The organism is Salinicola avicenniae (genome assembly GCF_023736115.1).
Taxonomy (GTDB): domain Bacteria; phylum Pseudomonadota; class Gammaproteobacteria; order Pseudomonadales; family Halomonadaceae; genus Salinicola; species Salinicola avicenniae.
In genome coordinates this window covers 210842-237119 of record NZ_JAKQZC010000006.1, presented here as the reverse complement: position 1 = coordinate 237119, position 26278 = coordinate 210842, and the positions used below count along the sequence as shown (strand labels likewise).

At 65.8% G+C, this 26278-nt stretch carries 23 protein-coding genes; 15 read left to right on the top strand and 8 right to left on the bottom strand.

Annotation, left to right across the window (positions count from 1 at the left end):
* Positions 1-28: 28 nt before the first annotated feature.
* The 3 genes from MC381_RS15725 to MC381_RS15715 all read left to right on the top strand — a co-directional run bounded on the left by MC381_RS15725 (position 29) and on the right by MC381_RS15715 (position 3402).
* Entirely contained in the window at positions 29-688 is a 660-nt protein-coding gene (locus tag MC381_RS15725) for an aspartate/glutamate racemase family protein (protein WP_251978708.1), read from the top strand.
* Positions 689-795: 107 nt separating this feature from the next.
* Positions 796-2145, top strand: a complete 1350-nt coding sequence (locus MC381_RS15720) for a TRAP transporter large permease subunit (protein WP_251978707.1) — start codon at positions 796-798, stop codon at positions 2143-2145.
* A 3-nt stretch (positions 2146-2148) separates the two neighbouring features.
* Positions 2149-3402 carry an NAD(P)/FAD-dependent oxidoreductase gene (locus tag MC381_RS15715; RefSeq protein WP_251978706.1) on the top strand — a complete coding sequence of 418 codons (1254 nt, stop codon included), beginning with the start codon at positions 2149-2151 and terminating at the stop codon, positions 3400-3402.
* Between the two features lie 60 nt (positions 3403-3462).
* Here MC381_RS15715 and efeO (MC381_RS15710) read toward each other — a convergent pair whose 3' ends face one another.
* The 4 genes from efeO (MC381_RS15710) to efeU all read right to left on the bottom strand — a co-directional run bounded on the left by efeO (MC381_RS15710) (position 3463) and on the right by efeU (position 7870).
* On the bottom strand, positions 3463-4299 hold the full coding sequence (gene efeO, locus MC381_RS15710) for an iron uptake system protein EfeO (protein WP_251978705.1): 837 nt from the start codon (positions 4297-4299) through the stop codon (positions 3463-3465).
* A gap of 128 nt (positions 4300-4427) precedes the next feature.
* The gene (efeB, locus tag MC381_RS15705) at positions 4428-5819 is read right to left on the bottom strand and encodes an iron uptake transporter deferrochelatase/peroxidase subunit (RefSeq protein ID WP_251978704.1); all 1392 of its coding nucleotides are present in this window, start codon (positions 5817-5819) and stop codon (positions 4428-4430) included.
* Between the two features lie 24 nt (positions 5820-5843).
* Positions 5844-7022 (bottom strand): iron uptake system protein EfeO, encoded by a 1179-nt coding sequence (gene efeO, locus MC381_RS15700; protein WP_251978703.1) that lies wholly within the window; start codon positions 7020-7022, stop codon positions 5844-5846.
* Positions 7019-7870 (bottom strand): iron uptake transporter permease EfeU, encoded by an 852-nt coding sequence (efeU, locus tag MC381_RS15695; protein ID WP_251978702.1) that lies wholly within the window; start codon positions 7868-7870, stop codon positions 7019-7021. The genes efeO (MC381_RS15700) and efeU overlap by 4 nt, the downstream gene beginning before the upstream one ends.
* Positions 7871-8276: 406 nt before the next feature.
* Here efeU and gbdR point away from each other — a divergent pair, with 406 nt between their 5' ends.
* The 6 genes from gbdR (at position 8277) to MC381_RS15665 (ending at position 15159) form a co-directional block, all read left to right on the top strand.
* Positions 8277-9398: a choline metabolism transcriptional regulator GbdR gene (gene gbdR / locus MC381_RS15690; protein WP_251978701.1), complete on the top strand. Its 1122-nt coding sequence runs from the start codon at positions 8277-8279 to the stop codon at positions 9396-9398.
* A 503-nt stretch (positions 9399-9901) separates the two neighbouring features.
* The gene (locus MC381_RS15685) at positions 9902-10729 is read left to right on the top strand and encodes a motility protein A (RefSeq protein WP_251978700.1); all 828 of its coding nucleotides are present in this window, start codon (positions 9902-9904) and stop codon (positions 10727-10729) included.
* Positions 10730-10733: 4 nt separating this feature from the next.
* Positions 10734-11399, top strand: coding sequence for an OmpA/MotB family protein (locus MC381_RS15680; RefSeq protein WP_251978699.1), 666 nt, complete (start codon positions 10734-10736; stop codon positions 11397-11399).
* A gap of 241 nt (positions 11400-11640) precedes the next feature.
* Positions 11641-12144, top strand: a complete 504-nt coding sequence (locus MC381_RS15675) for a sugar dehydrogenase complex small subunit (RefSeq protein WP_251978698.1) — start codon at positions 11641-11643, stop codon at positions 12142-12144.
* A 41-nt stretch (positions 12145-12185) separates the two neighbouring features.
* On the top strand, positions 12186-13790 hold the full coding sequence (locus MC381_RS15670) for a GMC family oxidoreductase (protein ID WP_251978697.1): 1605 nt from the start codon (positions 12186-12188) through the stop codon (positions 13788-13790).
* Positions 13783-15159, top strand: coding sequence for a cytochrome c (locus MC381_RS15665; protein WP_251978696.1), 1377 nt, complete (start codon positions 13783-13785; stop codon positions 15157-15159). The genes MC381_RS15670 and MC381_RS15665 overlap by 8 nt, the downstream gene beginning before the upstream one ends.
* Before the next feature lie 114 nt (positions 15160-15273).
* Here MC381_RS15665 and MC381_RS15660 read toward each other — a convergent pair whose 3' ends face one another.
* Genes MC381_RS15660 through MC381_RS15650 form a run of 3 tightly spaced genes read right to left on the bottom strand, consistent with a single transcriptional unit; the run spans position 15274 to position 16911 of the window.
* Complete coding sequence (locus tag MC381_RS15660; protein WP_251978695.1) at positions 15274-15630, bottom strand: branched-chain amino acid transport AzlD family protein; 357 nt, start codon at positions 15628-15630, stop codon at positions 15274-15276.
* On the bottom strand, positions 15627-16367 hold the full coding sequence (locus MC381_RS15655) for an AzlC family ABC transporter permease (RefSeq protein ID WP_251978694.1): 741 nt from the start codon (positions 16365-16367) through the stop codon (positions 15627-15629). The genes MC381_RS15660 and MC381_RS15655 overlap by 4 nt, the downstream gene beginning before the upstream one ends.
* Positions 16360-16911, bottom strand: a complete 552-nt coding sequence (locus MC381_RS15650; protein WP_251978693.1) for a helix-turn-helix domain-containing protein — start codon at positions 16909-16911, stop codon at positions 16360-16362. The genes MC381_RS15655 and MC381_RS15650 overlap by 8 nt, the downstream gene beginning before the upstream one ends.
* Before the next feature lie 396 nt (positions 16912-17307).
* Here MC381_RS15650 and MC381_RS15645 point away from each other — a divergent pair, with 396 nt between their 5' ends.
* The 6 genes from MC381_RS15645 (at position 17308) to MC381_RS15620 (ending at position 25552) form a co-directional block, all read left to right on the top strand.
* Positions 17308-18285 (top strand): dipeptidase, encoded by a 978-nt coding sequence (locus MC381_RS15645; protein ID WP_251978692.1) that lies wholly within the window; start codon positions 17308-17310, stop codon positions 18283-18285.
* 193 nt (positions 18286-18478) lie between these two features.
* On the top strand, positions 18479-19009 hold the full coding sequence (locus MC381_RS15640; RefSeq protein ID WP_251978691.1) for a DUF5943 domain-containing protein: 531 nt from the start codon (positions 18479-18481) through the stop codon (positions 19007-19009).
* 117 nt (positions 19010-19126) lie between these two features.
* Positions 19127-21196 (top strand): dimethylglycine demethylation protein DgcA, encoded by a 2070-nt coding sequence (dgcA, locus tag MC381_RS15635; RefSeq protein ID WP_251978690.1) that lies wholly within the window; start codon positions 19127-19129, stop codon positions 21194-21196.
* 219 nt (positions 21197-21415) lie between these two features.
* The gene (locus tag MC381_RS15630) at positions 21416-23413 is read left to right on the top strand and encodes a (Fe-S)-binding protein (RefSeq protein WP_251978689.1); all 1998 of its coding nucleotides are present in this window, start codon (positions 21416-21418) and stop codon (positions 23411-23413) included.
* Positions 23410-24708: an electron transfer flavoprotein subunit alpha/FixB family protein gene (locus tag MC381_RS15625; RefSeq protein ID WP_251978688.1), complete on the top strand. Its 1299-nt coding sequence runs from the start codon at positions 23410-23412 to the stop codon at positions 24706-24708. The genes MC381_RS15630 and MC381_RS15625 overlap by 4 nt, the downstream gene beginning before the upstream one ends.
* Complete coding sequence (locus MC381_RS15620) at positions 24695-25552, top strand: adenine nucleotide alpha hydrolase family protein (RefSeq protein WP_251978687.1); 858 nt, start codon at positions 24695-24697, stop codon at positions 25550-25552. Before MC381_RS15625 ends, MC381_RS15620 begins: the two co-directional genes overlap by 14 nt.
* Here MC381_RS15620 and MC381_RS15615 read toward each other — a convergent pair.
* Positions 25546-26172 (bottom strand): transglutaminase-like cysteine peptidase, encoded by a 627-nt coding sequence (locus tag MC381_RS15615; protein WP_251978686.1) that lies wholly within the window; start codon positions 26170-26172, stop codon positions 25546-25548. The genes MC381_RS15620 and MC381_RS15615 overlap by 7 nt on opposite strands.
* Positions 26173-26278 lie beyond the last annotated feature (106 nt).

Sequence of the window (26278 nt, the reverse complement as noted above, 5' to 3'; positions counted from 1 at the left end):
TACCCGGCCGCCGACCCTCGGCGTGCTGATGCTCAAGACCCGATTCCCGCGTCCGCCGGGCGATATCGGCAACCCCGCGAGCTTCGCTCACGAGGTGCGCTATGCCACGGTGCACTCCGCCAGCGTGCCGGCGATCGTCAGTGCGCGCATCGACGAGGCGATCGTCGACGACTTCGTGGCGGCAGGGCAGCAACTGGTCGCTCGGGGTGCCGAGATGATCGCGACTTCCTGCGGTTTCGTCTGTGCCATTCACGACCGTCTGCAGGCGCGTCTTTCCGTGCCGCTGGTCTCCTCGTCGCTCAATCTGGTGCCATCCCTGGCCGAACGTTTTGGCGGCGCATCGGCACTGGGCATCATGACCTTCGATGCCGGCACGCTCGGCGAATCCCATTTTGGTCGCTTCTGGCGTCCGGGTACGGTGATTCAGGGGCTGGAGGCGAGCGAGGTCTTCTATCCGACGATTCGCCACGACCGCGACACCTGGGCCCCCGCCCGGGTCGAGGCCGAGGTCGTTACCGCTGCACAAGCGCTGCAGCGGCGTGCGCCCAATATGCGGGCGCTATTGCTGGAGTGCACCAACCTGTCACCCTACCGGCAGCGGCTGGGAGAGTGTCTGGGTGTCCCGATTTACGATATACACACCGCGATCGAACACGGATGGCGGCACGGCGGCTTCCAGGTGGTCTGACAATCGGGGATGACCGGCGGTCGGCGACCTGGCGACACGCGTGTCGGCGACAGTAGTGCTTATCGTGACGACAAGACTGATGAGAACAACAAAAGGACGTGTGACGTATGTGGTTAGTGATCGTTCCCATGGTGCTGCTGTTTGCCATCATTCTGCTACCGATCCCGAAGATCGGCGGCAACGTCATCGTGGGGCTTCTGGGCGCGGCGCTGGCTGCTGCGGTGCTGGGCGGGCTGGCGCCGAGGGAGGTGCTCTCCGCCTCGATCTTCGGTATCGACAAATTGGCCTGGGTCATCATGCTGTCGATCGTCGGCAGCGTCTACGCCGAGTCTCAGGTACGCCTGGGCGCGATGCAGACCGCGTTGGATCTGTTCCGCGCGCTGTTCGGGCGCTCCAGCGCCGGGTTGGTCTGCGCGGTCATGCTGACGCTGGTGCTGAGCGGTTCGTTGCTGGGAGATGCCATCGCCGCGGCCACCGTGGTGGGGCTGCTGGTGATTCCGACGCTGTCAGCGCTCAAGCTCAGCGGCGAGCGTATTGCCGTGATCATTGTCATGGGGGCGGTGATTGGCTCCGGCATGCCGCCGATCTCGCAGTCGTTCTATCTGGCCGCGTCATTCACGGGTATTGAACCTGGGCAGGTACTCGGGCGGGCCTACGCCACCATGGGCATCAGCGTGGTCGTGGCGATGGCCGTGGGGGCCTGGCTGGTGCGTGATGTCGATTCCCGGACACTGCTGGAGGCGCCGGCGCCATTACGGCAGGTGGTGCGCCGGGGTTGGACCACCTTGGTGCCGATGAGTCTGCTGCTGGCGATCGTTGTCGCGGCATCACTGGGCTTCAATATTTTCACGCGTACGCCGTTAGTCGCCGAGGGCGTGGCGATGCTGCAGCAGGTGCCCATACTCAAGGGGCTGGCGTTCCGTGTGGTGCTGGCGATTCTGGTGGCATTGCTGGTCAGCCTGGCCTTTCGCCGCGTGCGTGAGCAGGGCGGGGCGCTAGTCGCCGCCGGGCTACGCAACGTTGCCAAAACGGTGCAGATCCAGGTCTGTGCCGGGATTATGGTCGGTGTGTTCTACCAGGCCGGCCTGATCGATACCGTGCAGCAGGCAACCGCCGAACTGGCGCCGCATCTGATGGCATTGGCCGGCGGCCTGGCGACGATCGCCGTGGGCATGTTGACCGGTTCCCAGACCACGGCGCAGACCCTGATCGTGAGCATGATGGCGCCGGCGCTGACCCATCTGGGCAAGGATCCTGCCGCGGTGGCCGCGGGGGCCGCCCATCTGGCCATGGCGGGGCAGTCGATGCCGCCGGTGGGCTTGACCACTTTCGTCGTCACTGGGCTGGTCGGCGGGATTATCGGGATCAAGGTCGATCCGGTGAAAACCATGATGATGGCACTGCCGGTGACGCTCTATTTCATGAGTATCGGTTTCGCTTTCTGGTTGCTGGGGTAAATGATGGAAACGCAGGCATCGGTCGCCGTCATCGGTGGCGGTATCGTCGGGAGTTGCACGGCGCTTTCGCTACAGGCACGTGGCTTCCGGGTCACGCTGTTCGCGCCGGCTGTGACACGTGAGATGACCTCCTATGGTAACGCCGGTGTTATCACGCATGCCTCGGTGATTCCTCTCAATATTCCCGGTGTCCTCGGCAAGCTGCCGCGCTACCTGTTCAATCGCGACCCGGCGCTGCGTATTGCCCCGCAGTTTCTGCCGCGCGTGGCGCCTTGGCTCCTGCGCTTCATGCGCGACTGCGAGCCTGCCTCCGTGGCGCGTCGGGCCAAGGCTCTCGATCAGCTGATTCGGCCGGCGCTGGCCGCGCATCGACGCTGGGCGCACGCCGCCCATGCCGAGGCGTTGTTCCACGAACGCGGCTGGACCAAGCTGTATCGGCATCCTCAGGCCTACGAGCGGACGCATGGGGAGCGCCAGCTATGGGGGGAAAACGGCGTCGCCTTCGAGCCGCTCGAAGGCGAGGCGCTGGAGTCGATATTCGACGGCGCCTCGCGTCACTATTCGCTGGGTATGCGAATTCCCGACACGGCCCACGTCGATTCGCCGGGCGCGCTGGTGGCATGTTACCGAGCGCTTTTCGTGGCGCGCGGTGGCGAGTGGCGTGAGGGCAGCGTGGCCGGCGTCGAGCCGGTCACCGGGGGATATCGCGTGGCCGGGCATGCCGACACCTTCGCACAGGCGGTCATCTGCGCCGGTCCCTGGTCGAACGAGCTGGTGCGGCCACTGGGCTACCGTTTGCCGATGGCGTTCGAGCGCGGTTACCACCAGGAGTTTGCGCTCGATGCCGGACAGCAGCTGAACATGCCCTTCCACGACGTCGAGGGTGCCTTTGTCTGTACGCCCATGAATGACGGGGTGAGGGTGCTGACGGGTATCGAATTCGCGCATCGCGATGCGCGGCCGACACCCCATCAGCTAAGGCGCGTTCTGCCGCAGGTTCGCGAGGTGCTCAAGCTGGAGGCGCCGCGGGGCGAACCCTGGCTGGGGCGGCGGCCATCGCTGCCGGACGGGTTGCCGGTGATCGGTGCCGCCCCCCGACATCCGGGGCTCTGGTTCGGTTTCGGCCATGGCCATATTGGCCTCTCGACGGGGGCAGTGACCGGCGAGTGGCTGGCCGAGGCTCTCGTCAGCGGCGAAGAGGCGCCGTCCCGTGCGGCATTCAGCCCGAGTCGCTGGCTCGGGGCGGGCGCCGACTAGCACCCGCCGCGGAAAGACCTGGGTGAAAGGCACGAGGCGGATGCCGGCGTGCCCAAACCCTCAGTTCAGGCCGAGCATGCCGCGCAGGGTGGAAAGATCCTCGGCGAGCACGGTGACCGGGCCCGCCAGCGCGCGGCGATCCGCATCGCTGACCTCGTCGTAGGAGACGAAGCCGGCCTCGGGGTCATCCGCGTCGATGCGGTACTCGGCGAGGGTCGCCTCGACATCGTCGAAGTTGCCTTCGACACGGGTAACGAAGTCGGGGTCTTCCTGCGCGGCCAGCGGCTTGAACAGGGCGAAGATCTGCCGCGCGCCGTCGACGTTGCCCTGAAAGTCCCACAGGTCGGTACGGCTGTAGCGATCCTCTTCGCCGCTGACCTTGGTGGCGGCTACCTCTTCCATCAGCGCCGCGCCGCCGCCGACGACCGTTTCCGGCGGAAAGGTCAACGCCTGAATACGCTGTTCCAGGTCGTTGACGTCATCCATCAGTCCCTGCGCATAGGCGTCCATGCCGGCGGTGCTCTCGTCATGGAACAGGGCGTACTCCAGGCGATGGAAACCGGTGAAATCCGGGTCCTCGACGCCGTGTTCGTAGTCGTCTTCGCGGGCGTCGATGCTGGCGTCGAGATCGGCGAACAGCTCGGCGATCGGCTCGATGCGTTCGTAATGGACGCGGGTCGGGGCGTAGAGCGCCTGGGCCTGCTCGAGATCGCCGTCCTGAATCGCGCCAGTGAACGCCTCGGTCTCTGTCACCAGCATTTCCAGGTTGTCGAGCACGTAGAGCTTGTAGTCGGCCACGGGGCCGATCAGCGCTTCCGGGGCGACATCAGCTTGGGCACTGCTCAGCGTCAGCAGGCTCAGTGCGCCGGCGATGATCCATTGCGGGTAGGTCTTCATGGGATGCTCCCTTCGATGATCCGTGAGTCGGTCAGCCAGTCTGTCGGTCGGCCGGTGAAACCATCGGCCAGGTCGTGCGCTCGTCGTCGCGAGCGCCTCTTGCATATCGATGCGGGCCGGAGGTCTGTTCAGGCAGTCGCTGCCATCAGGCCGCGGCCGAGGTAATCGTTGTCATCCACGGCGCCCGGCAACACGAAGAAGTAGCCGCCGCCCACCGGCTGGATGTACTCCTCCAGCGGTTCTCCATCGAGCCGACGCTGTACCGCGATAAAGCCCGCTTCCAGATCCGCCTGGAAGCAGAGAAACAGCAACCCCATGTCGAGCTGGCCGTTGGCCTCGACACCGTTCGCGTAGTTGAACGGGCGGCGCAGCAGGCGGCTGTTCTGCGTTTCGGGTGTTCGCGGATTGGCCAGTCGGATATGCGCGTTCAGCGGAGTGATCTCGCCATCGGGGTCGGTGGCGTAGTCGGGCAGATCCTGCTCTCGGCCTTCCGCGCCGTCGCCGGAAAGCGGGGCGCCGCTCATCTTGCGGCGACCGAAGATCGCCTCCTGCTCGCCCAGCGGCGTGCGATCCCAGCGCTCCACGAAGTTGCGAATGATACGCGCGGCGAGGTAGGTGCCACCCGTTGCCCAGGCGGGCTCGTCATGCTCGGCGCCGACCCAGATCAGTGCCTCCATCAGGGCAGTGTCGGTGCCATCCGGGTTGGCGGAGCCGTCCCGAAAGCCGAGAAAGTTGCGCGCGCTGCCATCGACATCGCCGGGGGAAGGGGGCAGCAGTGGCACCGTGCCCTCCTGCTTCCAGCGGACCATCAACAATCCCGGGGTGTGCTTGATGATGTCGCGCAGGGCGTGATAGCCGGTATCCAGCGTGTTGGCGCAGATCTGTAATGCCAGATCGCCGTGGCAGCGAGTGGCGTCCAGGGCGTCGTTGGGAAAGCCTGTCATGCGCTGTAGATGGCGTGGGCGCGCCTCGGCCAGGCCGAAACGGGTATCGAACAGCGAGTCGCCGACGGCCACGGTGATGGTCAGGCCGTCGGGCGCGATCTCCGGGCCGAGAATGCCGGAGTCGTGGGGCGGATAGCGGGGATCGCGGGTCGGGTACTCGCCGCCGCGCACGAGAAAGGCGATACGGGCGTCGAGCGTGCGCCAGAGTCGATCGAGCTGTTCGCGGTTTCGTGCCAGCACGTCGAAGGTCACCAGCATGCCGGTGGCTTGTCGCGGTGTCGTCACGCCCTGCTGGTGCCGACCGTGGAAGGGGTAGGCGAGCTGGGCATTGCGCTGAAGCGGCGCGCGGGTAACCTCCGAAGAGGAGGCGTCGGCCTGAGAAGAGAAGGCGTCGGCCTGAGCCGGGCAACGACCGCTGAGCGCCAGCCCGCCGATACCGAGGCCGGCCAGTCCTGCGCTGCGCAGAAAGCGGCGGCGGTCGCGCTGGGGGGGATCGCGCGGTGTTTCGACAGAGGCCTCGACGTCGCTCGTGGGAGGCGCGAAGGGGCAGCGGTGGGCGTTATCGGACTTTTTCATGGGCATCGGATATCAAACCGTGAGTTAGCCGCTCAACGCGAGGGCGTGGTTGACGCTGGCGAGCGCGTGCGCCAGCGCCGCGCTCTCCTGCAGCAGCTTGCCGGTATCGGTGACCGATGCCGCGTCACGGCTGGTGTCGTCTTCGCTATCGGGTAGGTCCTGCTGCAGTGATGACAGGGCAGACTGCACGCGCGTCAAGGTCTCCGGTGCTTGCTGTGCCAGCAGGGGAGAGAGCAGGCCGACGATCTTGTCGACGCCCTCGCTGAGACCGGCGAGGTCCGCGCGGGCCAGAGGCGTCAAGGTATCGCCCGAGGCGTGTGCGTCGTGCCAGGCGAGTAGCACGCGGGCACTGCCGTCGGCCAGTTGGGCCGGCGGGACCGTTGTCGCCGCCAGGCGCTGCGAGAGCTGGTCGACGTCCGCCGCGAGGCGCTCGACGATCGGCGCGAGATCGTGGGTGGTGTCACGTTCGAACAGCGATAGCGCCAGACGATGGAAACCGACGAAGTCGGGGTCGGCCTCGCGGTCGGCGAAGTAGGCCGCGCGGGCATCGAGACGCTGATCGAGATCGCCGAACAGCCCCGTCGGTACCGCGAGATGACGGCTGCGGCGGCGCGCGTCGTGATAGCGTTGGCGCGCCAGGGCGAGATCACCCTCGGCGATGGCGGCGTCGAGCGCTGCCACCTGGCGCTTGAGATGACGCAGCTCCAGCGTGGTATAGACCCGGTACTCCGCCAGCGGGCCGATGAAGTCGGTAGCGGCCAGTGCGGGGGGCGTCTCATCGCCGTTCGGTATGACATGCAGCGTGCCACGCGGGTTGCTCAGCAGGCCGCAGGTCATGGCGTAGTCGCCGGGGGCGAGCGAGACGCTCAATGGCTGGCGCAGCCCGGGCGCGATGTTCTCGCGTTCCGCCAGCACCATCACGCCGTCGACCACTTCCCATTCGATCGCCCGCGGCGAACGATTGACCACGGTGAAGGTGCGACGACCGGCTTCGACTTCGAGGTGTGCCGGCTCGCAGCCCTGCGCGGTGACCGTGACCAGGGCGTCGCTGTCCCCGCCAGGGGAGGCGGTTTTCAGTGACAGAGCAAAGGTCGCCAGCGCAGCCAGCATGAGCAGAAACGCACCGAGTACGCCCAGACGCAACGTCGTCGGGGAGGGCGCGGACGGCGCCGCCGGGGGGCGAGCGATATCGCGGGCCGTCATGAGCGCACGGCCTGGGCTTGCGAGGCAGGCCGGGTCGTGCCAGGCGCCTGCCGCCCCGGATGCAGCAGCCACAGCATCAGCGCCAGGTAACCGAGGTAAGCGGTCACTTCGCTCCAGGTCGGCGCTGGCTGATAACCGAAGAGGCCGGCCAGCAGCGATCCCAGCGCGCTATCCAGCGGCAGAGTGCCGCTCAGGTCGAAGGCGACCTGCTGGGCGTGGTTCCACAGACCGGCCTCGTGCAGGGCGCGCACCGAGCCGGCCATGAGGCCGGCCGCCACCAGCAGAATGAAAACGCCGGTGGCGCGGAAGAAGCGATGCAGCGGCAGGCGCAGGCTACCGCGATACAGCGCCAGACCGATGCCGACGGCCACGCACAGCCCTAGCAGGGCGCCGAGCGGGGCGTGGGCGCTACCACTCTGCTGAAAGACCGCCAGCAGAAAGAAGATCGACTCCAGGCCCTCGCGTGCCACGGCCAGGAAGACCATGCCGATCAGGGCATAGGTGTGTCGTCGGCGACTGCTGAAGGCCTGCTCGACCGCAGCCGTCAGGTCTTGCCCCATGCGGCGCGCGGCACGGCGCATCCACAGGACCATCCAGCTCAGTACGCCGGCGGCGATAAAGCCGACCCCGGCCTCGAACAGCTCTTGCTGGCGCTGTGGAAACTCGGCGCTGGCGAACTGCAGCCCGGCGCCCACGAACAGGGCGAGCGCGGCGGCCAGAAAGACACCAATCCAGACGGCCGGCAGCCAAGCGGCGCGTGACGTGCGATGGAGATAGCCGGCGATGATACCGACCATCAGCGCGGCCTCGAGGCCCTCGCGCAACATGATGAGAAAGGGAATAAGCATGGTGAGGGTCGATTGGCGCCGGGGTGGCTTTCAGAAAGGAAAGAATAGTATTGGTTTTCAACTGCAATTGGTAATTGTTTTTATCCTTGGTGCGCCAAAAGACGTAAAAACGACATCAGAAGCGCGACTTATCGTCGCATCTGTCTTAAAAGCGACACTAGTCTGTCTGTGGGCGATGGGTATGTCGCAGAGAGGTAAAAATGCATGCGTCAGTTGGACGCAAGGATTAGAGTCGAGACAAGACCGATCAGGCTACAGGAAAGTCGTGAATAACGGTTATTGTCATCGTCTCGCACCGAATCCGGTACGGCTCTCCGTGGAGAGCGAGAGCAGGGTCGGGGAGCGATAGACGCCAGGGAACCGCAATAACAACAACCACCGACTCATCCTTGGAGGAGATATCAACATGGCAAGCTTCACCCCCTCTGCAGCCGTGCCCAAGGGCGCCGTACCGGAACCGCAGACACTCGGCTTCCTGCTGCTCGACAATTTCACGCTGATCTCGCTGGCCTCGGCAATCGAACCCCTGCGCATGGCCAACCAGCTGGCGGGCCGCGAGCTCTACCGCTGGTACATCATCACCATGGACGGGGCCCCGGTGCGCGCCAGCGATGGCATGCAGGTCACGCCCGACGCCAGCGCGCAGTCGCCGCTGCGTCTGGACTGGCTGGTCGTCTGTGGTGGCGTGGCGCCGCAGCGCTCGGTGACGCCGGCACTGATTGCCTGGCTGCAGGGCCAGGCACGGATGCTACGGCGGATCGGTTCCGTCTGCACCGGCAGCTGGGCGTTGGCCCAGGCCGGCCTGCTGGATCGCTACGAAGTGAGCATTCACTGGGAGTGTCTGGCGGCGATGCAGGAAGCCTACCCCCGCGCCGCCTGGAGTACGCGTCTGTTCTCGATCGACCGCGACCGCTTCACGGCCTCTGGCGGCACGGCGCCGATGGACATGATGCTCAACCTGATCGGCCGCGATCACGGCCGCGACCTATCGGCGGCGATCTCGGAAATGTTCATCTACGAGCGAGTGCGCGGCGAGGAAGACCAGCAGCGCGTGCCGCTCAAGCACGTGCTCGGTACGACCCAGCCCAAGCTGCTGGAGATCGTGGCACTGATGGAAGCCAACATCGAGGAGCCCATCGAGCTGGATGAACTGGCAAGCTATGTGGCGGTCTCGCGGCGCCAGCTCGAACGACTGTTCCAGCGCCATCTGCACTGTTCGCCATCGCGCTACTATCTCAAGCTGCGTCTGACGCGCGCGCGGCAGCTGCTGAAGCAGACGCCGCTGCCGATCATCGAGATCGCTTCCGCCTGCGGCTTCGTCTCCACGCCGCACTTCTCCAAATGCTACCGTGAGTATTTCGGCACGCCGCCGCGCGAGGATCGTGGCGAGGCGGTGAAGATCCGCCGCCTGGAGCCGATCCCCGAGCCGCTGATCGAAGCCGAACCGCCGCTGCAATACAGCAGTGCCAGCGTGGCGCTCAACCACGCGCGTGGCGAACCGACTTATGCCAGCATCGCGCTGCGCTAAGCGTTACTAGGCTGCGCTAAGCGTCACTAGAAAGGGGGCCGAGGCGCCCGGTGGCCGAACACGGCCACCGGGCGCTGTTTGTCGGGCTCTCGGTTCGTCCCCGTCGTGCCAGCGGCGGGGTTAGTACACCCCGGCAACGCGGTAGGCATGTCTTGCTGACGCGAGCCGGTCCCGTTTCCTGCCTGGTGACCCCCAGCCTCTGACGCCTGCGGTCGGCGATCGCGGCGAAGGTCTATTCTGGACGACCGTCACGAACCCCTGCCCGGAAACTCCTGTCCGGAAGCTCCTGTCCGGAAGCCCGGGACACGGCGCGACATTACGCCGCCATCGGCCGCATCGCCCCGTGGCAAGCGGGCGGTGATGTTCATGCTTAGTCTAAGAATAATGAGAAGGCTCAACTTTTTCGGTTTCTGGCCGTTGATCTCGATTGGTTGCTGCCATGCGATGTCGTCTCGCCGTTGCCGGCCGCGTATGACATTCCCTTCTTGCGACAGGAGTCTCCGATGAATCCTTCCACGCTGATAGGCATTTTCGCCAGCGTGCTGCTGCTGGTCTGTGTCCTGTTCTTCACCGCCGAGACGCCGGACAGTTTCGTCAATCTGCCCGGATTGGTACTCGTCGTGACCGGCACCCTGGCGGCGACCTTCATCAGCTATCCGCTGAAGGAAGTCGTGCGCGTCGTGCGGCTCGTCGGCGTGGTGTTCAAACGCGAGAACACCTATGTGCGCGACGACATCAAGGAGCTGGTCGACCTGTCGCGGCTATGGGTCAAGGGAGACGTTCGCGCGGTGGAGCGCGAGCTCGAATACGTGCGCAACCCGTTCCTGCGCTCGGGGGTACAACTGCTGATCGCCAACACCAAGGAAGACGAGATCTTCGACGTGCTGCAGTGGCGTATCACGCGGCTCAAGACGCGCGAACAGGCGGACGCGCAGATATTTCGCACCATGGCTACCTATGCCCCTGCGTTCGGCATGATCGGGACGCTGGTGGGGTTGGTCAACATGCTGGAAGTGGTCGATGCGGGCAGTCTCGATATTATCGGGCCGCGCATGGCGGTCGCGCTGCTGACCACGTTCTACGGCATCCTGCTGGCCAACCTGGTGTTCAAGCCGATCGCGGTGAAGCTCGAGCGGCGCACGGAAGAGCGCCTGATCACCATGAACATGGTGCTGGAGGGGATTTCGCTGATGAGCAAGCGGCGCCTGCCGTCGTTCATCGAAGAGACGATGAACTCCTTCATGGCCAACTATCACGATGAGATTCGCGATCGTCACGTGAAGCCGAGGCCCGACGCGGGTGCCCGCTCGGCTTCGACCTCGGAGGAGTAGCGTCATGCGCAATCGCGACATGCAGCATCTGCTGGCGCCACCCGCGGCGGCCTCGGCCGAGGACGAAGGTTGGCTGACCAGCTACCTGGATGTGCTGACACTGCTGCTGACGCTCTTCGTCCTGCTGCTGTCGATCATCCCGCGCGGCGAGTCCGCCAGCACGCAGGCCAATGGCGCCACGTCCGTGACGGCATCGACGGCACCGAATCAGACGGGACTGGAGCCGCTCAACGAGGGCCTGGATCCGCGTCTGGCAGGGCTCGACATTCCCGGTGTCCGGGTCCTTCAGGGACAGGAAGGCATTACGCTGCGGATCGACGACAATCTGCTGTTCCCCAGCGGTCAGGCGACGCTGATTGCTCAGGGGCGGCACGTGATCGCCAGTCTGGTCGACGACCTGAAGACCTTCGACGGTCGCATCTCGGTCGAGGGGCACACCGACAATGTGCCGATCGCGACCCGGCGGTTCCCCTCCAACTGGGATCTCTCCGCGGCGCGAGCGATTGCAGTCGTGCGCTATCTCTCCGCCCAGGGCGTTGATGCCACGCGTCTGCGTGCGATCGGCTACGGCGATACCCGGCCGATGGCCGATAACGCCAGCGCCGAGGGGCGCGCGGCCAATCGGCGTGTCGATATCCTGCTGCATCGCGCCGCGCAGTCCAGGCCTTAGCGATGGGTCATCTCTTCACGCCGTCAAGGTGAAGAAGAGGCTATTGGGCCTTGGCGAAGACTCTCTTTGTCCGGCTAAATTGATCTAGTCATATGAATAATTGATGCTGCGACGTTTCGCCTCGGGTATCCTGACGCGCTTTCATAGCGTGGTAACGAGTTTGGCTTTTGCGTCGCCCCGGACGCGAAGCGGTCATCCGTCGCCTGGAAACCCACGGGCGACGTTCAGCAAGGGATCGACAATGACAGACATTTCACGCCGCCGCGTCATCCAGATGGCAGGCGGTTTTGCCTTGACCGGGGTCGCTGGGCGCTGGCTGGCGGTGCCCGAGGCACTGGCGGCGGCAGAGGCCCCGGCCACCGATCAGATGAACGACTTTCTCGCCATTTCGCGCCAGCTGACCCAAAACGAGTCGCTGGACGAGAATCTTGCAGGCGCGCTGCTCCAGGCCGGGAAACTGGCGCTGGCGGACTTCGACGACAGGCTGGCACGCCTGAAGTCGTTGCTGAGCGAGCAGCCACAATTGCTGGCGCAGCCGACCCTGGCGTTCGGCGAGGCGCATGCGGCGGAGGAAACCCTGGCGCGCGACATGCTGAGCGGTTGGTACACCGGCGTGGTTGGCAGCGGTGAGCAGGCGGTCTACGTCACCTACCTCAATTCGCTCTCCAATCAGGTCGTTGCCGACACCTTGGTTCCCCCGAGCTTTTCCTACGGTCCCTGCGGCAGCTGGCACCGGGCGCCTTGAGCTTCAAGCCGTCGCTTTTTGAAGAGAACAAGTGATATCCCATGAGTAACGAACAAGTCGCCGACGTCGTCGTGGTCGGCGCGGGCATCTGTGGTTCCCTGCTGGCGACCCGTCTGGCCAGGGCCGGACGCTCCGTGCTGCTGCTGGAATCCGGCCCGCGCAAGAGCCGCGGCGAGCTGGTCCAGCGCTACCGTGAATCGGCCTTCAAGTCCGACTACATGTCGCCCTATCCCTATTCGGAGATGGCTCCCCAGCCGCGCTTCACGCCGGAGCCGAACCACTACCTCGAGCAGGCCGGGCCGAACCCGTTCCACGCCCAGTACATCCGCATGTTTGGCGGCACCACCTGGCACTGGGCCGCGCAACTTTGGCGTTTCGTGCCCAACGACTTCCGTCAGCACAGCCTCTACGGGGTCGGCAAGGACTGGCCAATCAGCTATGACGAGCTCGAAGACTATTACTATCAGGTCGAGGTGATAGCCGGTGTCGGCGGTGAGCCGGACAACGGCTCGCCGCGCGCCAAGCCCTTCCCCATGGAGCGGGTGCCGGCCTCTTATCTGCAGCAGCGGGTCACCGACCGTCTGGCGCCCGACTACCGCGTCATCGACGACGCCACCGGACGCAACAGCCGTAGCTACGACGGTCGCCCGGCCTGCTGCGGCAATAACAACTGCATGCCCATCTGTCCGATCGACGCCCAGTACCATGGCGGCCTTGCTGCTCAGGAAGCGGAAGCCGCCGGCGTCGAAGTGATCACCGAAGCGGTGGTCTACCGGCTTGAGCATGATGACCGCGGTGCGATCAGCGCGGTGCACTATTACGACTGGCAGAAGAACAGCCATCGGGTGAGCGGGGCGACCGTGGTGCTCGCGGCCAACGCCATCGAGACGCCCAAGCTGCTGCTGATGTCGACCAGCGAGCGCTTTCCCAACGGCATCGCCAATGCCAGCGACAACGTCGGTCGTCATCTTTGCGATCATCCGGCGATCAAGGTCAGCTTCGACGTCGACGAGCCGATCTGGCCCGGTCGTGGCCCGGTCAGCCCCTGCTCGATCGGCCAGTTCCGTGACGGTGACTTCCGCGCCGAGCACGCGCCGTTCCGCATCGACATCTCCAACGGCTCCAAGGTCGCTTCGGTGACCAAGGAGCTGATCGCCGAGGGCTATCACGGCCGCCACCTGGAAGAGCAGGTGCGCTACCGCGCCGCTCGCCGTCTGGCGATCAAGAATGCCATGGAGCAGCTGCCCGACCCGAACAACCGCGTCACGCTGAGTGACAAGCGCGATGCGCTTGGCCTGCCGACGCCGCGCCTTTACTGGAGCATCGGTGAGTACGAGCGACGTGGTACCCAAGCGACACGTGAGAACTACGATCGCATCGCTGAGCGGCTCGGCGCGACCAACGTCAAGCACAGTGCCGATGGCGCCTTCTCCAATCGCCAGCACATCACCGGCACGCTCTCCATGGGCGACGATCCGGCGACCAGCGTGACCGACCGCTGGGGCCGCGCCCACGACCACGACAATCTGTACATGGTCGGTACCGGCGTGATGCCCACGGTCGGCACCTGCAACGTCACGCTGACGGCTGCGGCGCTGGCACTGCGTACCGCGGATCGCATCCTGGAGGAGACGCAGCATGGGTAATCGCCTCAACGCGCGTACCGGCCTGGTCGCCAGCGCGCTGCTGCTGATCGGCGGCCTGGCTCAGGTCGCCCAGGCCGACAGCGACGACCAGACGCTGATCGAGCGTGGCGAGGCGGTCGCCATCGCTGGCGACTGCGCCGCCTGCCATACCGAGCACGGGCAGCCCGCCTTCAGCGGCGGTCACCCGATCCAGAGTCCCCTCGGCACGATTTTCACCACGAATATCACGCCATCGAGCGAGGCCGGTATCGGCGACTATTCGCTCGAGCAGTTTTCGGACGCCCTGCGCCAGGGCGTGCGCGCGGATGGCAGCCACCTCTATCCGGCGATGCCCTACACTGCCTATGCCAAGCTGAGCGATGACGATGTCGAGGCGCTGTACGCCTACTTCATGCACGGGGTTGCGCCGGTCGACGCGACGCCTCCGCAGACGGATCTGCCGTTTCCGTTCAACCTGCGCTTCTCGATGGCGGCCTGGAATCTGTTGTTTCTCGACGATCAGCCGTATCAGCCGGACTCCAAAAAGTCCGATGCCTGGAATCGGGGCGCCTATCTGGTCCAGGGCGCGGCGCACTGCGGTACCTGTCATACTCCGCGTAACCTGCTGATGGCGGAGAAGCCGGATCAGGCCTTGGCCGGTGCTTCGCTCGGGACCTGGTACGCGCCGGATATCACCGCCGATCCGGAAACCGGTATCGGCGACTGGCGTCGTGACCAGCTGGTCGACTACCTGCAAAGTGGTCACGCCAGCAATGGTGCCACCGCCGGCGGGCCGATGCTCGAGGCGATCGACAAGAGCTTCTCTCGCCTGCCGCAGTCGGATCTCGAGGCCATCGCCACCTATCTGCTGCCGGCAGATAGCGGCGAGGGCGAGCCGGTGTCCGAACCCACCGAGGCGAGTCAGGGCATCGCCCCGCTGACGGATAACGATACCCCGGCGGCGCTGGCCGAAATCGGTTCGGGCGAGCGGGTCTACCGCGACAACTGCGCCGCCTGCCATGCGCCTGACGGGCGAGGTCTGAACGGTCTGCCGGCGCTGACGGGGCATCCGGTGCTCGACAAGCCCAATGCCGACAACGTGGCGATGGCGGTGCTCGAGGGTGTCTGGCCGGAACATGGGCAGGGCATGCTCGGCTTTGCCGACGAGCTCGATGACGCGCAGGTTGCCGACGTTACCCATTACGTCATGACCGCCTTTGGCGACAGCGACGTGACTATCGATGCGGCCCGCGTCGGCGAGCTGCGGGCGGGCGGGGCACCGTCGCCGCTGCTGCCGCTGGCCCGGGCCGGCATGGCAGTCGGTGTCGTGGCGTTGCTGGCACTGCTGGGTGGCTGGCTGTGGCGCCGTCGCCGACAGCATCGGCGCTAGGTTTACGCTGCCCCGCGCTGATCCCGGCCTTCGGTCCCGGTCTTGCGTTCACGAACCCCAGTGCCCTCGGGCGCTGGGGTTTTTGCGTTCAGGGCTGTCTCCCCGGTGGCGGGTTTATCCCGGGGGAAACAGGGCGCCGATCATCACGATGGCGACGCCGAAGATCGCGACGCCCGCTGCCACCGGCAATCCGAGCGAGCGGGTGCGTCGCCAGACCAGCCAGGTCGCGACCAGACCGAACAGGGTGGCCAGCCAGCCGCTCGCGTCTGCTGTCTTTGGTACCAGCGAGACACCCAGAACCGCCGCGATCATCATCGGCCCGAGCACGGCGAGCCACTCGGGCATCGCATCGACGCGCGACTGGGGATCGCGCCGTTTTAGTCGTCGCTGCATCCACCAAAGCGGCAGCAGGCGAATCAGATAGGTGCCCAGTGCCGCGGCGAGCAGGCCGAGCCAGAGTGACAGACTCATGGTTGCCTCCCGTCACGCGGCGGCAAGCGGATCAGGAAGAAGCAGAGTGCGCCCAGGGCGGCCGCCAGTGGAATCCCCCCGTTGGTGAAACCGCTCAGCGTGCAGACAAGCGCGGCGAGGATCGCGACCGCCAGCGCCAGCGACCAGCGGCGGGAGGTGAAACGAGGCGCGACCAGCACCAGAAACAGTGCCGGCAGGGCGAAGGGCATGATCTCTCCCAATAGCGGCCAAGCGGCTGTCATCCGCTCGCCGGCGACCGCGCCGAGCAGCGTCCCGCCGATCCACGCCAGCCACGCTAGCAGCGCCGCCCCGAAGAACCAGCCGACGCGTTGTCTCTCCGGCAACTGTGGCAGGCGAACATGTGCCAGCGCGAAGATCTGGTCGGTCAGGCCGTGCATCAGCCAAGGCCACCAGCGGCTGCGTGGCAGCCAGGGAGCGAGATTGGGGGCGTAGACGACATGGCGTAGGTTGATCAGCAGGGTCATTGCCACGGCCAGCCAGAGCGGCGCACCGCTGGCGGCCATGCCGACGAACAGGAACTGGGAAGCGCCGGCGTAGATCAGCGTGGAGATCGCCAGCGTTTCCAGCGTGTCGAAGCCGGCCTGGAGAGAGACCAGACCGAACGAGATGGCGACCGGGATATAGCCGCCCAGCAGGGGCAAGGCTTCCCGGACACCGGTACGCCAGCCGCTCAGCTGGCCAGCCGGCGGTTCACGTCGGTGCGTCGGGTCACTCATGCGTATCGGCTCCCTCATGGTGCTCTCCCGGCGTGGCGTAGAGGACGGTCACGAGCACGCTGGCTGCGTTGTCGCGGGTGCGATAGTGGTGAGGCCGGTCGGCGGCGAAGCGGTGCAGATCGCCTGCGCCGAGTATCCGGGCGGTATCGCTAGTGCCTGCTTCCAGCTCGCCGGCGATCACCTGCAGTGTCTCCCGCGTGCCGGTGGGGTGTGCCTCCGCCCGACGCAGGGTATTCGGCGCCAGATGCATCAGGTAGGCGTCGACTGCGGGTATCGCGTCGCTGCGTTCGATCAGCGTGACGCTGACGCCCGGTTCTTCCACCGGCGTCGCGATCGGTGCCACCAGGCTGCCGAACGAGGTATCGAGTTCCCGGGCCAGGCGCCACAGCGTGTCCAGCGTGGGGTTGCCTTGTCCCTGCTCGAGCCTCGACAGGTTCGATTTGGCGATGCCAGCGCGCCCGGCCAACTGCGATAGCGACAGCCCCCGCTCCTGACGCAACCCCTGCAGATGTTGGCCGAGCGACAGCCGCGCGGCGATTTCCATGAATCTCTCTCCTGCTTTTTCACCCGGCCCGTCGGCTCTCGCCACGTTCCTCGCGCACGCACCACGTTGATCAGGGCCACGCGCCGGTCATCGAACCGGCTAGGCAGTGCCTGAATCCGCAAGTGCAAGGCGCATGCCGAAGTGTTCTGTAAAAGGAACGTTCTATTTATAGAACGTTTTAGCCGGCGCCGAACACCTCGTCAAGCATCGCGGTCGGCACGCCGCTCAGGCAGGCGTGTCGTGGGCAGGCAAAACGGCGTGACGCAATCGGAACACTCGGATTCGCTTTCGGTCGGCGGGCGCTTCGGGTGCGGGGATATGCTGCGCGGAACAGTCGTCCCGCTGCTTCACCACAAGGCCAACTCGCGCGGACGCCAACCCGAGGAGGAACTTCGCATGTCGACACCATCCCTGCACGACGACGCCATCGTCATCGACGGTCTGATCATCGCCAAGTGGGACCGCTCCCTGTTCGAAGACATGCGCAAGGGCGGCCTGACCGCCGCCAACTGCACGGTGTCGGTCTGGGAGGACTTCGAGTCCACCGTCGACAACATCGTCTCGGTCAATCAGCTGATGCGCGACAATGCCGAGCTGGTGCGCCCGGTGCACACCACCCGCGACATCACCCGCGCCAAGGAAGAGGGCAAGACCGGCATCATCCTCGGCTTCCAGAACGCCTACGCCTTCGAGGACAAGCTCGGCTACATCGAGATCTTCAAGAAGCTCGGCGTGGGAATCACCCAGCTCTGCTACAACACCCAGAACCTGGTCGGAACCGGCTGCTACGAGCGCGACGGCGGTCTCTCCGGCTACGGCCGCGAGGTCATCGCGGAGATGAATCGCGTCGGCATGATGTGCGATCTCTCTCACGTCGGTGCCAAGACCTCCGAGGAAGTGATCCTCGAATCGAAGAAACCGGTCTGCTATTCCCACTGCCTGCCGACCGGCCTCAAGGAGCACCCGCGCAACAAGTCCGACGAGGAGCTCAAGTTCATCGCCGACAACGGTGGCTTCGTCGGCGTCACCATGTTCACACCTTTCCTCAAGGCCGGTGTCAACGCTACGGTCGAGGATTACGTCGAAGCGATCGTCTACATCATGAACATCGTCGGCGAGGATGCGATCGGCATCGGCACCGACTTCACCCAGGGCCAGGACGAAGCCTTCTTCGAGTGGCTGACCCACGATAAAGGCTATGCCCGCCGCCTGACCCGCTTCGGCGAGATCATCAATCCGAAGGGCATCCGCACCATCGGCGAGTTCCCCAACCTGACTCAGGCGCTGCTGGACCACGGCCTTTCCCAGTCGGTCGTGCGCAAGATCATGGGCGAGAACTGGATGCGGACCCTGCGTGACGTCTGGGGCGAATAACGCGATATGAGCCGGCTGTGCGTCGCGAATACGGCGTTGAAGGCTGCCGGTCTGTGCTCATGGACAACCGCGTCCACTGCGCGAGCCCGGCAGCCTTCGCCTTGTCTTCGCTAGCTCGCTCGGCTCCGCAGTATACCAAGCACAATCCAGCTCGAAGCCCGAAGCTCAAGAACATCTTCCGAGGTACACCGATATGACTCAGATGGCCCCTGAACTACCGATCAGCGTCGATAGCGACACCGGTGTCTGGACCACCGATGCGCTGCCGATGCTCTACGTGCCGCGCCACTTCTTCATCAACAACCATGTCGCGATCGAGGAGGCGCTGGGCGTCGAAGCCTACGCCAAGATCCTCTACGACGCCGGTTACAAGTCCGCCTGGTACTGGTGCGAGAAGGAGGCCGAGCTGCATGGTCTCGAGGGTGTCGCCGTGTTCGAACACTACATGAACCGGCTGTCCCAGCGCGGCTGGGGGCTGTTCATCACCGAGGCGATCGATCTCGACGCCGGTACGGCGACAGTGCGCCTCGAACACTCCTGCTTCGTCTACCAGCTCGGCAAGACCGGCAAGCATGAGGAGTACATGTTCACCGGCTGGTTCGCCGGCGCCATGGACCAGATTCTCGAGGCCCGCGGCAGTGCGCTGCGGACGCGTGCCGAGCAGACGCAGAGCGGTGCCGAACCGGGCTGCGAGGTTGGCTACTTCGAGGTCAAGCCGCGCTGATCGACAGGGGTGCCGACTCGCTCGGACCCAGACATTTTGCAATTCCGTGTACCAGAACGCTCGAGGCGACACACCTTTCCATAACGATGTCGCCCGAGTCCGAGGAGATGACCGGCCATGGCCCATGAAGCGCTATTCAAGCCGATCCAGATCGGCAAGTTGACGATCCGCAACCGTGTGGTCAGCACCGCCCACGCCGAGGTTTATGCCACCGATGGCGGCATGACCACCGACCGCTACGTCAAGTACTACGAGGAGAAGTCGAAAGGCGGCTGCGGCCTCTGCATCTGCGGGGGCTCCTCGCCGGTTTCCATCGACAGCCCGCAGGCGTGGTGGAGCTCGGTCAACGTCTCCACGGACCGTATCATTCCGCATTTCCAGAATCTCGCCGATGCCGTGCACAAGCATGGCGGCAAGATCATGATCCAGATTACCCACATGGGCCGTCGTTCGCGCTGGGATGGTCACGACTGGCCGACGCTGGTGTCGCCCTCGGGGATTCGCGAACCCGTCCATCGCGCCACCTGCAAGACGATCGAGGAAGAGGAGATCTGGCGCATTATCGACGACTTCGCCCAGGGCGCACGCCGGGTGAAGGAGGGGGGGCTCGACGGCTGCGAGCTCTCCGCGGTTCACCAGCACCTGATCGATCAGTTCTGGAGTCCGCGCGTCAACAAGCGAACCGATCAGTGGGGCGGCAGCTTCGAGAACCGCATGCGTTTCGGCATGGAGGTCTTGAAGGCGGTGCGCGCCGAGGTCGGCGACGACTTCTGCGTCGGCCTGCGCATCTGCGGCGACGAGTTTCATCCGGACGGTCTGTCCCAGGATGACATGAAGCAGATTGCCGCTCACTACGATGCCACCGGCATGGTCGACTTCTTCGGCGTCGTCGGCTCGGGCTGCGACACGCATGACACCCTGGCCAACGTCATTCCCAACATGTCCTACCCGCCGGAGCCTTTCCTGCATCTGGCCGCGGGCATCAAGGAAGTGGTGTCGGTGCCGGTCATTCATGCCCAGAACATCAAGGATCCGACACAGGCGGAACGCGTCCTCGAAGGCGGTTACGTCGACCTGGTGGGCATGACCCGGGCGCACATCGCCGACCCGCACCTGATCGCCAAGATCAAGGCTGGCGAGACCGACCAGATTCGCCAGTGCGTCGGCGCCAATTACTGCATCGACCGCCAGTATCAGGGGCTCGACGTGCTCTGCATCCAGAACGCCGCGACGTCGCGCGAATACATGGGGCTGCCGCACATCATCGAGAAAACCAGCGGACCCAAGCGCAAGGTGATCGTCGTCGGTGGTGGCCCCGGCGGTATGGAAGCGGCGCGCGTCAGCGCCGAGCGTGGCCATGACGTCACCCTGTTCGAGGCCGAGCCGCAGTTGGGCGGGCAGATCACGCTCGCCGCGAAAGCGCCGCAGCGCGATCAGATCGCCGGTATCACGCGCTGGTACGAGATGGAGCTGGCGCGTCTGGGCGTGGATGTCCGCCTCGAGACGCGAGCCGATGACTCGACCCTCCGCGATCTGCAGCCTGATGTGGTGGTGCTCGCCAACGGTGGTCACCCCTATCTCGAGCAGGTGCCGGGCTGGGGCTACTCGGACAATCCTGACGAGAGCCTGGTCGTCAGCAGCTGGGACATTCTCAGCGGCAAGGTCGAGCCGGGCAAGAACGTGCTGGTCTACGACACCATGTGCGAATTCAGCGGCATGTCCGCCGCCGACTATCTCGCCAGCAAGGGCGCGAAGGTCGAGATCGTCACCGACGACACCAAACCTGGCGTGGCGATCGGCGGGACGACCTTCCCGACGTACTACCGTAGCCTCTACCAGCAGGCGGTGGTGATGACCGGTGATCTGGCCCTGGAGAAGGTCTACCGCGAGGGCGACAGCCTGGTGGCGCTGCTCGAGAACGAGTACACCGGCGAGCACGAGGAGCGTGTCGTCGATCAGGTCGTGATCGAGAACGGCGTGCGCCCTGATGAGGGGCTCTACTACGCGCTCAAGGAACGTTCGCGCAACCACGGCCAGGTCGACCTCGAGGCGCTTTACGCGATACAGCCGCAGCCCACGCTGGCGGCATCGGGCGAGTTCGCACTGTTCCGGCTGGGCGACTGCGTGGTGCAGCGCAATACGCATGCGGCGATCTATGACGCGCTTCGTCTCTGCATGCACTTCTAGCGGAATGCGATTGCGCTCGACGAGTCGATGTTGAACCCCCCTCGTCGCCGTGCTCAGGGACAAACAGGTCCACTCCGCTGGCTGCTCGGCATGCGCCTGGTCTACGCGTCCCGATCTCGTCGTCGCTCGTTATCGTATCGAGGCGACGGCGAGCGTCAGGGCTCTTCTGACAGGGTGTGCCGTAATGACTGATGTCAGCGACTTATTCGGAGAAGTCCGATGCTGCAGACGCTACTCCCCATTCTGATCTTCGCGGCGCTGGCTGTAGGCGCGGTGGGTGCGGCGCGCCGTATCCGCCTGTGGCGTCGCGGTCAGCGCAGCCCGATGGGCTGGCATCGCCTCGTGCGCATGCCCAAGCGCTATCTCAATGACCTTCACCACATCGTCGCCCGCGACAAGGCGATGGCCCACACGCACGTCGCCACCGCCGGCGGGTTCGTCGCGGCCATGGCGCTGGCGCTGGTGGTGCATGGTTTCGGCTGGCGCAACCCGATCCTTGGCGGGCTGCTGCTGCTGGCGAGTCTCGGCATGTTTGTCGGGGCGCTGGCGGTCAATAGGCGCCGCCTCGACCCGCCGGCCAAACTTTCCAAGGGCCCTTGGCAGCGGCTGTCGAAGAGCCTGCTCGCCTACTCGGTCGGCATGTTCCTGGTCAGCCTGCCGCTGGTCGGGGTGGCACCGACGACACTGGGCGGCGGCGCGCTGGCCCTGGTACTGACGTTGCTGGTTGCCTGGGGCCTTCTGGAAATGATCGTCGGCATGGGCTGGGGCGGCCCGATGAAGCATGCGTTCGCCGGTTCCCTGCACCTGGCGTTTCACCGTCGCCCCGAGCGCTTCGATGACCAGCACGGCGAGCCTCAATCGAAGATCCCGCACGACGTACATCGCGGCAGCCGCTCCACGGCGTTGTTCCCGCTCGATCTCGCGGCGCCGAAGCTGGGCGTCGAAAAGCCGTCGGATTTTCAGTGGGAGCAGTTGCTGGGCTTCGACGCCTGCGTGCAGTGCGGCCGCTGTCAGGCGGTCTGCCCGGCATACGCCGCCGGACAGCCGCTCAATCCCAAGAAACTGATTCAGGACATGGTCGTCGGCATGGTCGGCGGTAGCGACGCCCGCTACGCCGGTAGCGCCTACCCGGGGATCGAGGTCGGCAAGCACCGGGGCGCGCCCGCCGAGCCGATCGTGCCGCAGCTGGTCGAGGCGGAGACGCTGTGGGCCTGCACGACCTGCCGCGCCTGCGTCGAGGAGTGCCCGATGATGATCGAGCATGTCGATGCCATCGTCGACATGCGTCGGTTCGTGACGCTGGAGCGGGGCGAAACGCCGGAGAAGGGCGCCGCGGCGATCGACAACCTGATCGCCACCGACAACCCCGGCGGGCTCGACAACGCCTCGCGGCTCGACTGGGCGGCGGATCTCGACATCCCGCGCATCCAGGATCGTCCGGAGGGAGTCGACGTGCTGCTGTGGCTCGGTGACGGCGCCTTCGATATGCGCAACCAGCGTACCCTGCGCTCGCTGGTCAAGATCCTGCGCGCCGGCGGCGTCGATTTCGCGGTGCTCGGCGACGAGGAGCGCGATAGCGGCGACGTCGCCCGCCGCCTGGGCGACGAGGCGACGTTCCAGCGACTCGCCGAGCGCAATATCGCCACACTCTCGCGCTATCGCTTCCAGCGCATCGTGACCGCCGATCCGCACAGCTTTCATGTGCTGGGCCGCGAGTACGGGGCCTTTGGTGGCCATTACACGGTTCGCCACCATTCGACCTTCATCGCCGAGCTGTTCGACGCCGGTCGCCTGCACGTGAAGGCCGCCGAGCAGCGCGAGACGGTGACCTATCACGACCCCTGCTATCTCGGCCGTTACAACGGCGAGTTCGCCGCGCCGCGTCAGGTGCTGGCCGCGCTTGGCGTCGAGTTCGCCGAGATGGAGCGCTCGGGATACCGTTCGCGCTGCTGCGGCGGCGGCGGCGGGGCCGCGCTCTCCGACGTGCCCGGCAAGGCGCGCATTCCCGACATGCGTATGGAAGACGTGCGTGAGACGGGGGCGTCGACCGTTGCCGTGGCCTGCCCGCAGTGCACTGCCATGCTCGAGGGGGTGGTCGAGCCGAGGCCCCAGATCAAGGATCTGGCCGAAATGGTCGCAGAGGCACTGATCGAGCCAGCGAGCGACACTGCGTCGCCGACCGCTACCGCCGACACGCGAGAGGAGATTCCGGCATGAGTGTCAGACGAGTCGACCCCCACGCCGAGCGGATAAGGCGCAACCGCCTGCATCCGCGTCATCACGAGTTCGCCCGCCCGGCCTGGCGCTGGACAAGTGCGGCCGGCGTGACGCGGATCAACCCGCATGCCGTCGGCGCCATTGGCCCCAATGGGGTCAAGCGCATCGATCGCAGCGGGGCCTCGGTAGAGGCAAGTAGCGCCGGTGGTGCTCAGACCAGTACCGAGCCGGCGCGGCGCCCGATCACGCTCGACGCGCCGAGCGGTTACCTCATGGTGGTGCCGGAGCTGGCGGAGGGACGCCTGAGCGATCACGATCGCGACCTCCTCGGTCTGGCACGACAGCTGGCCGCCGATACCGACCTTGCGGTGACCGCGGTAACCTTTCAGCGTGAGGTTGCCGGCCTCGAGGATGCCGGCGCCGACCGCCGGCTCGAATTGGCGGATCTCGTCGATGCCGACGCCTACGACCCCGAATCCCGGCTGGCGGCACTGGTCACGGTCGAAAGAGAATTGGCGCCGTTGCACTGGATCTTTGCCGACGATTTTCCCGGTGGTGGCGATCTGGGCCGTCGTCTGGGCGCCAGACTGGCAGCCGGCGATTCCGGCGACACGCGCGCCCGCCCGGCGACGCGCGTGTGGCAGGTGGTCGACGGCCAGACGCGTTCGCGGGCCGGTGACCGTCAGGATATTCAGCGCGACGTGCCGAAGATTCTGATCGCGCTGGCGGAGTGCGCGGAGCCGATCAGCGAGACGCGTCACGAGGCCAGGCCGATCACCTTGGCGAGCGCGGCATCGACTACGGCACCCGCGCCCGAGGCGCGCAGCGAGGCCGGCAGCGCGGGCGTTGTCGATCGCGGTCGGGTAGCGGTCGATCCGCAGCAGATCCCGCTGGCCCAGGCGCCATTCATTCTCTCCGCCGGCCGCGGCATCGGCGACTGGGACGGCTACCACCACGCCGCGCGCGTACTGGGCGCCAGCGAAGGCGCCTCGCGCGTGGCGGTCGACGACGGTTACATGCCGCGCGCCCGCCAGGTCGGCGCCACCGGCACGTTTGTCACCGCCAGCTGCTATATCGCCGTCGGGATTTCCGGTGCGGTCCAGCACCTGCAGGGCATCACCAAGTGTCAACGAGTGATCGCCATCAACAGCGATCCGAGCTGCGACATGGTCAAGCGCGCCGATCTGGCGATTATCGGTGACGGCGACGCCGTGCTGGCGGCGGTTTGCGAACGCCTGGGGCAACCTCGGGCGGCGCAGGGCGAACCTCGGGAGGTGCAGCATGACGCAGCCTGACAACGTGACGGTTGGCGCGGCGGTCAAGACCGTGGCACTGGTTTCCAGCGGGCGCCATCCGGTCTCCGGCCGCGCCGGACGCGCCCGTGAAGATGCGCGTGCGGTGGAGATGGGGCTGTCCCTGAGCGGCGGAACGCTCACGCTGCTGCACGCCGGCGATGCCGACGATGCGGCGCTGCCGGAATATCTGGGCATGTATCACGGTCTGTCCGCCGGCGCCGGGCCAGGCCGACTCGACTTGCTGCCGATGGCGCCGGATGGCGATGCCTTGCCGGCTCTGGCCGCGCGGCTGCGGCAAAGCGATGCCCGTCTGGTCCTCACCGGCCAGCGGGCCGAGTGCGGCGAAGGGTCCGGTATGCTGCCCTATTTGCTGGCGGAAACGCTGGGGTGGTCGATCGCGACCGGGATTGCGGCGATCGAGCAGTGTGACGGCGACCACGTGACGGTGCTGCAGGCATTGCCGCAGGGACAGCGCCGTCGCCTGGAGGTCGCGCTACCGTGCCTGCTGGCGGTGGATGGCGTGGCGCCCGCGCCGCGTCAGAGCGCTTTCGGCCCGGCGCGTCGCGGTATTACCGATAGCGTGGCCACCGCCGCGCCGGCTGCGGATCCAGGCTGGGCGGCCTGGCAGTGGCAGCCGGCGCGTGCCAGACCCAAGCGGCTCAAGGTGGTCAAGTCCACCAATGCGCGCGACCGTTTCAAGGCAGCCGCAGCCAAGTCAGCCGCGTCCGGTGGTCAGGTATTGACGGACCTGGCGCCGGACGAGGCTGCCGATCGGCTGCTCGCCTATCTGCGCAGCGAGAAGGTGCTGGCGCCGGTCAGCGACGCCGAAGGTGCCGATCAGTAGTCCAGTAGATGCGGCATGCGCTGGGCCAGGCGCTCGCCGCCCAGCTCGATGCGCGCGGGGGCGACCGCGTGGAAAGTGCCATCGTGAAAGTAGGTGGCGCGCTCCCGGTCGAACGTCACCAGCGGCGTCAGGTCGGTGCGCTGGCGCTGGGGCAGCATCATCGGCGTGAGATTGTCGAGAATCAGGTGACTGCCGTCGTCCTCGCGATAGCGCAGTACGGCATGGTAAGTCGGTGTCAGCGTGTCCTCGGCCGCTAGAAAATCGAGTCGGGCCGAGGGCGTGCCCGCCTCGATCAGGATCTGGTACTTGGCGATGGCAAAATCCTCGCAGTCACCGAAGCCGTCGCGGACCAGGCGGTCGAATCCCTTCCAGACATCTTCTTCTTCAAAGCGCTGACGCGCGGCATTGTTGACCACACGATTGACGAATCGTAGGCGGGCGAGTCCCTCACGTTGACGGGCCTGCGCCACGAATTGATCCCGCCGCAACGAGATGGCCGAGGCACTGGGGTCGTCCCAGTAGGTAAAGCGCGTCGTGTCCGCCTGCGCCGACGGCATCGGTATCAGCAGGCCAAGCGAGGCGGCGAGCAGGGCGTGTCGACAGAAAGCGGGCGCGGGCATGACCCCTCCTGGAAGCACTGTCTGGCCATGACACCCTGGCCATGACATCGGATGTCGCGAAACCGACACGGCGACCTCGAGCCTCTCGACGTCAGCGTGGCGAATC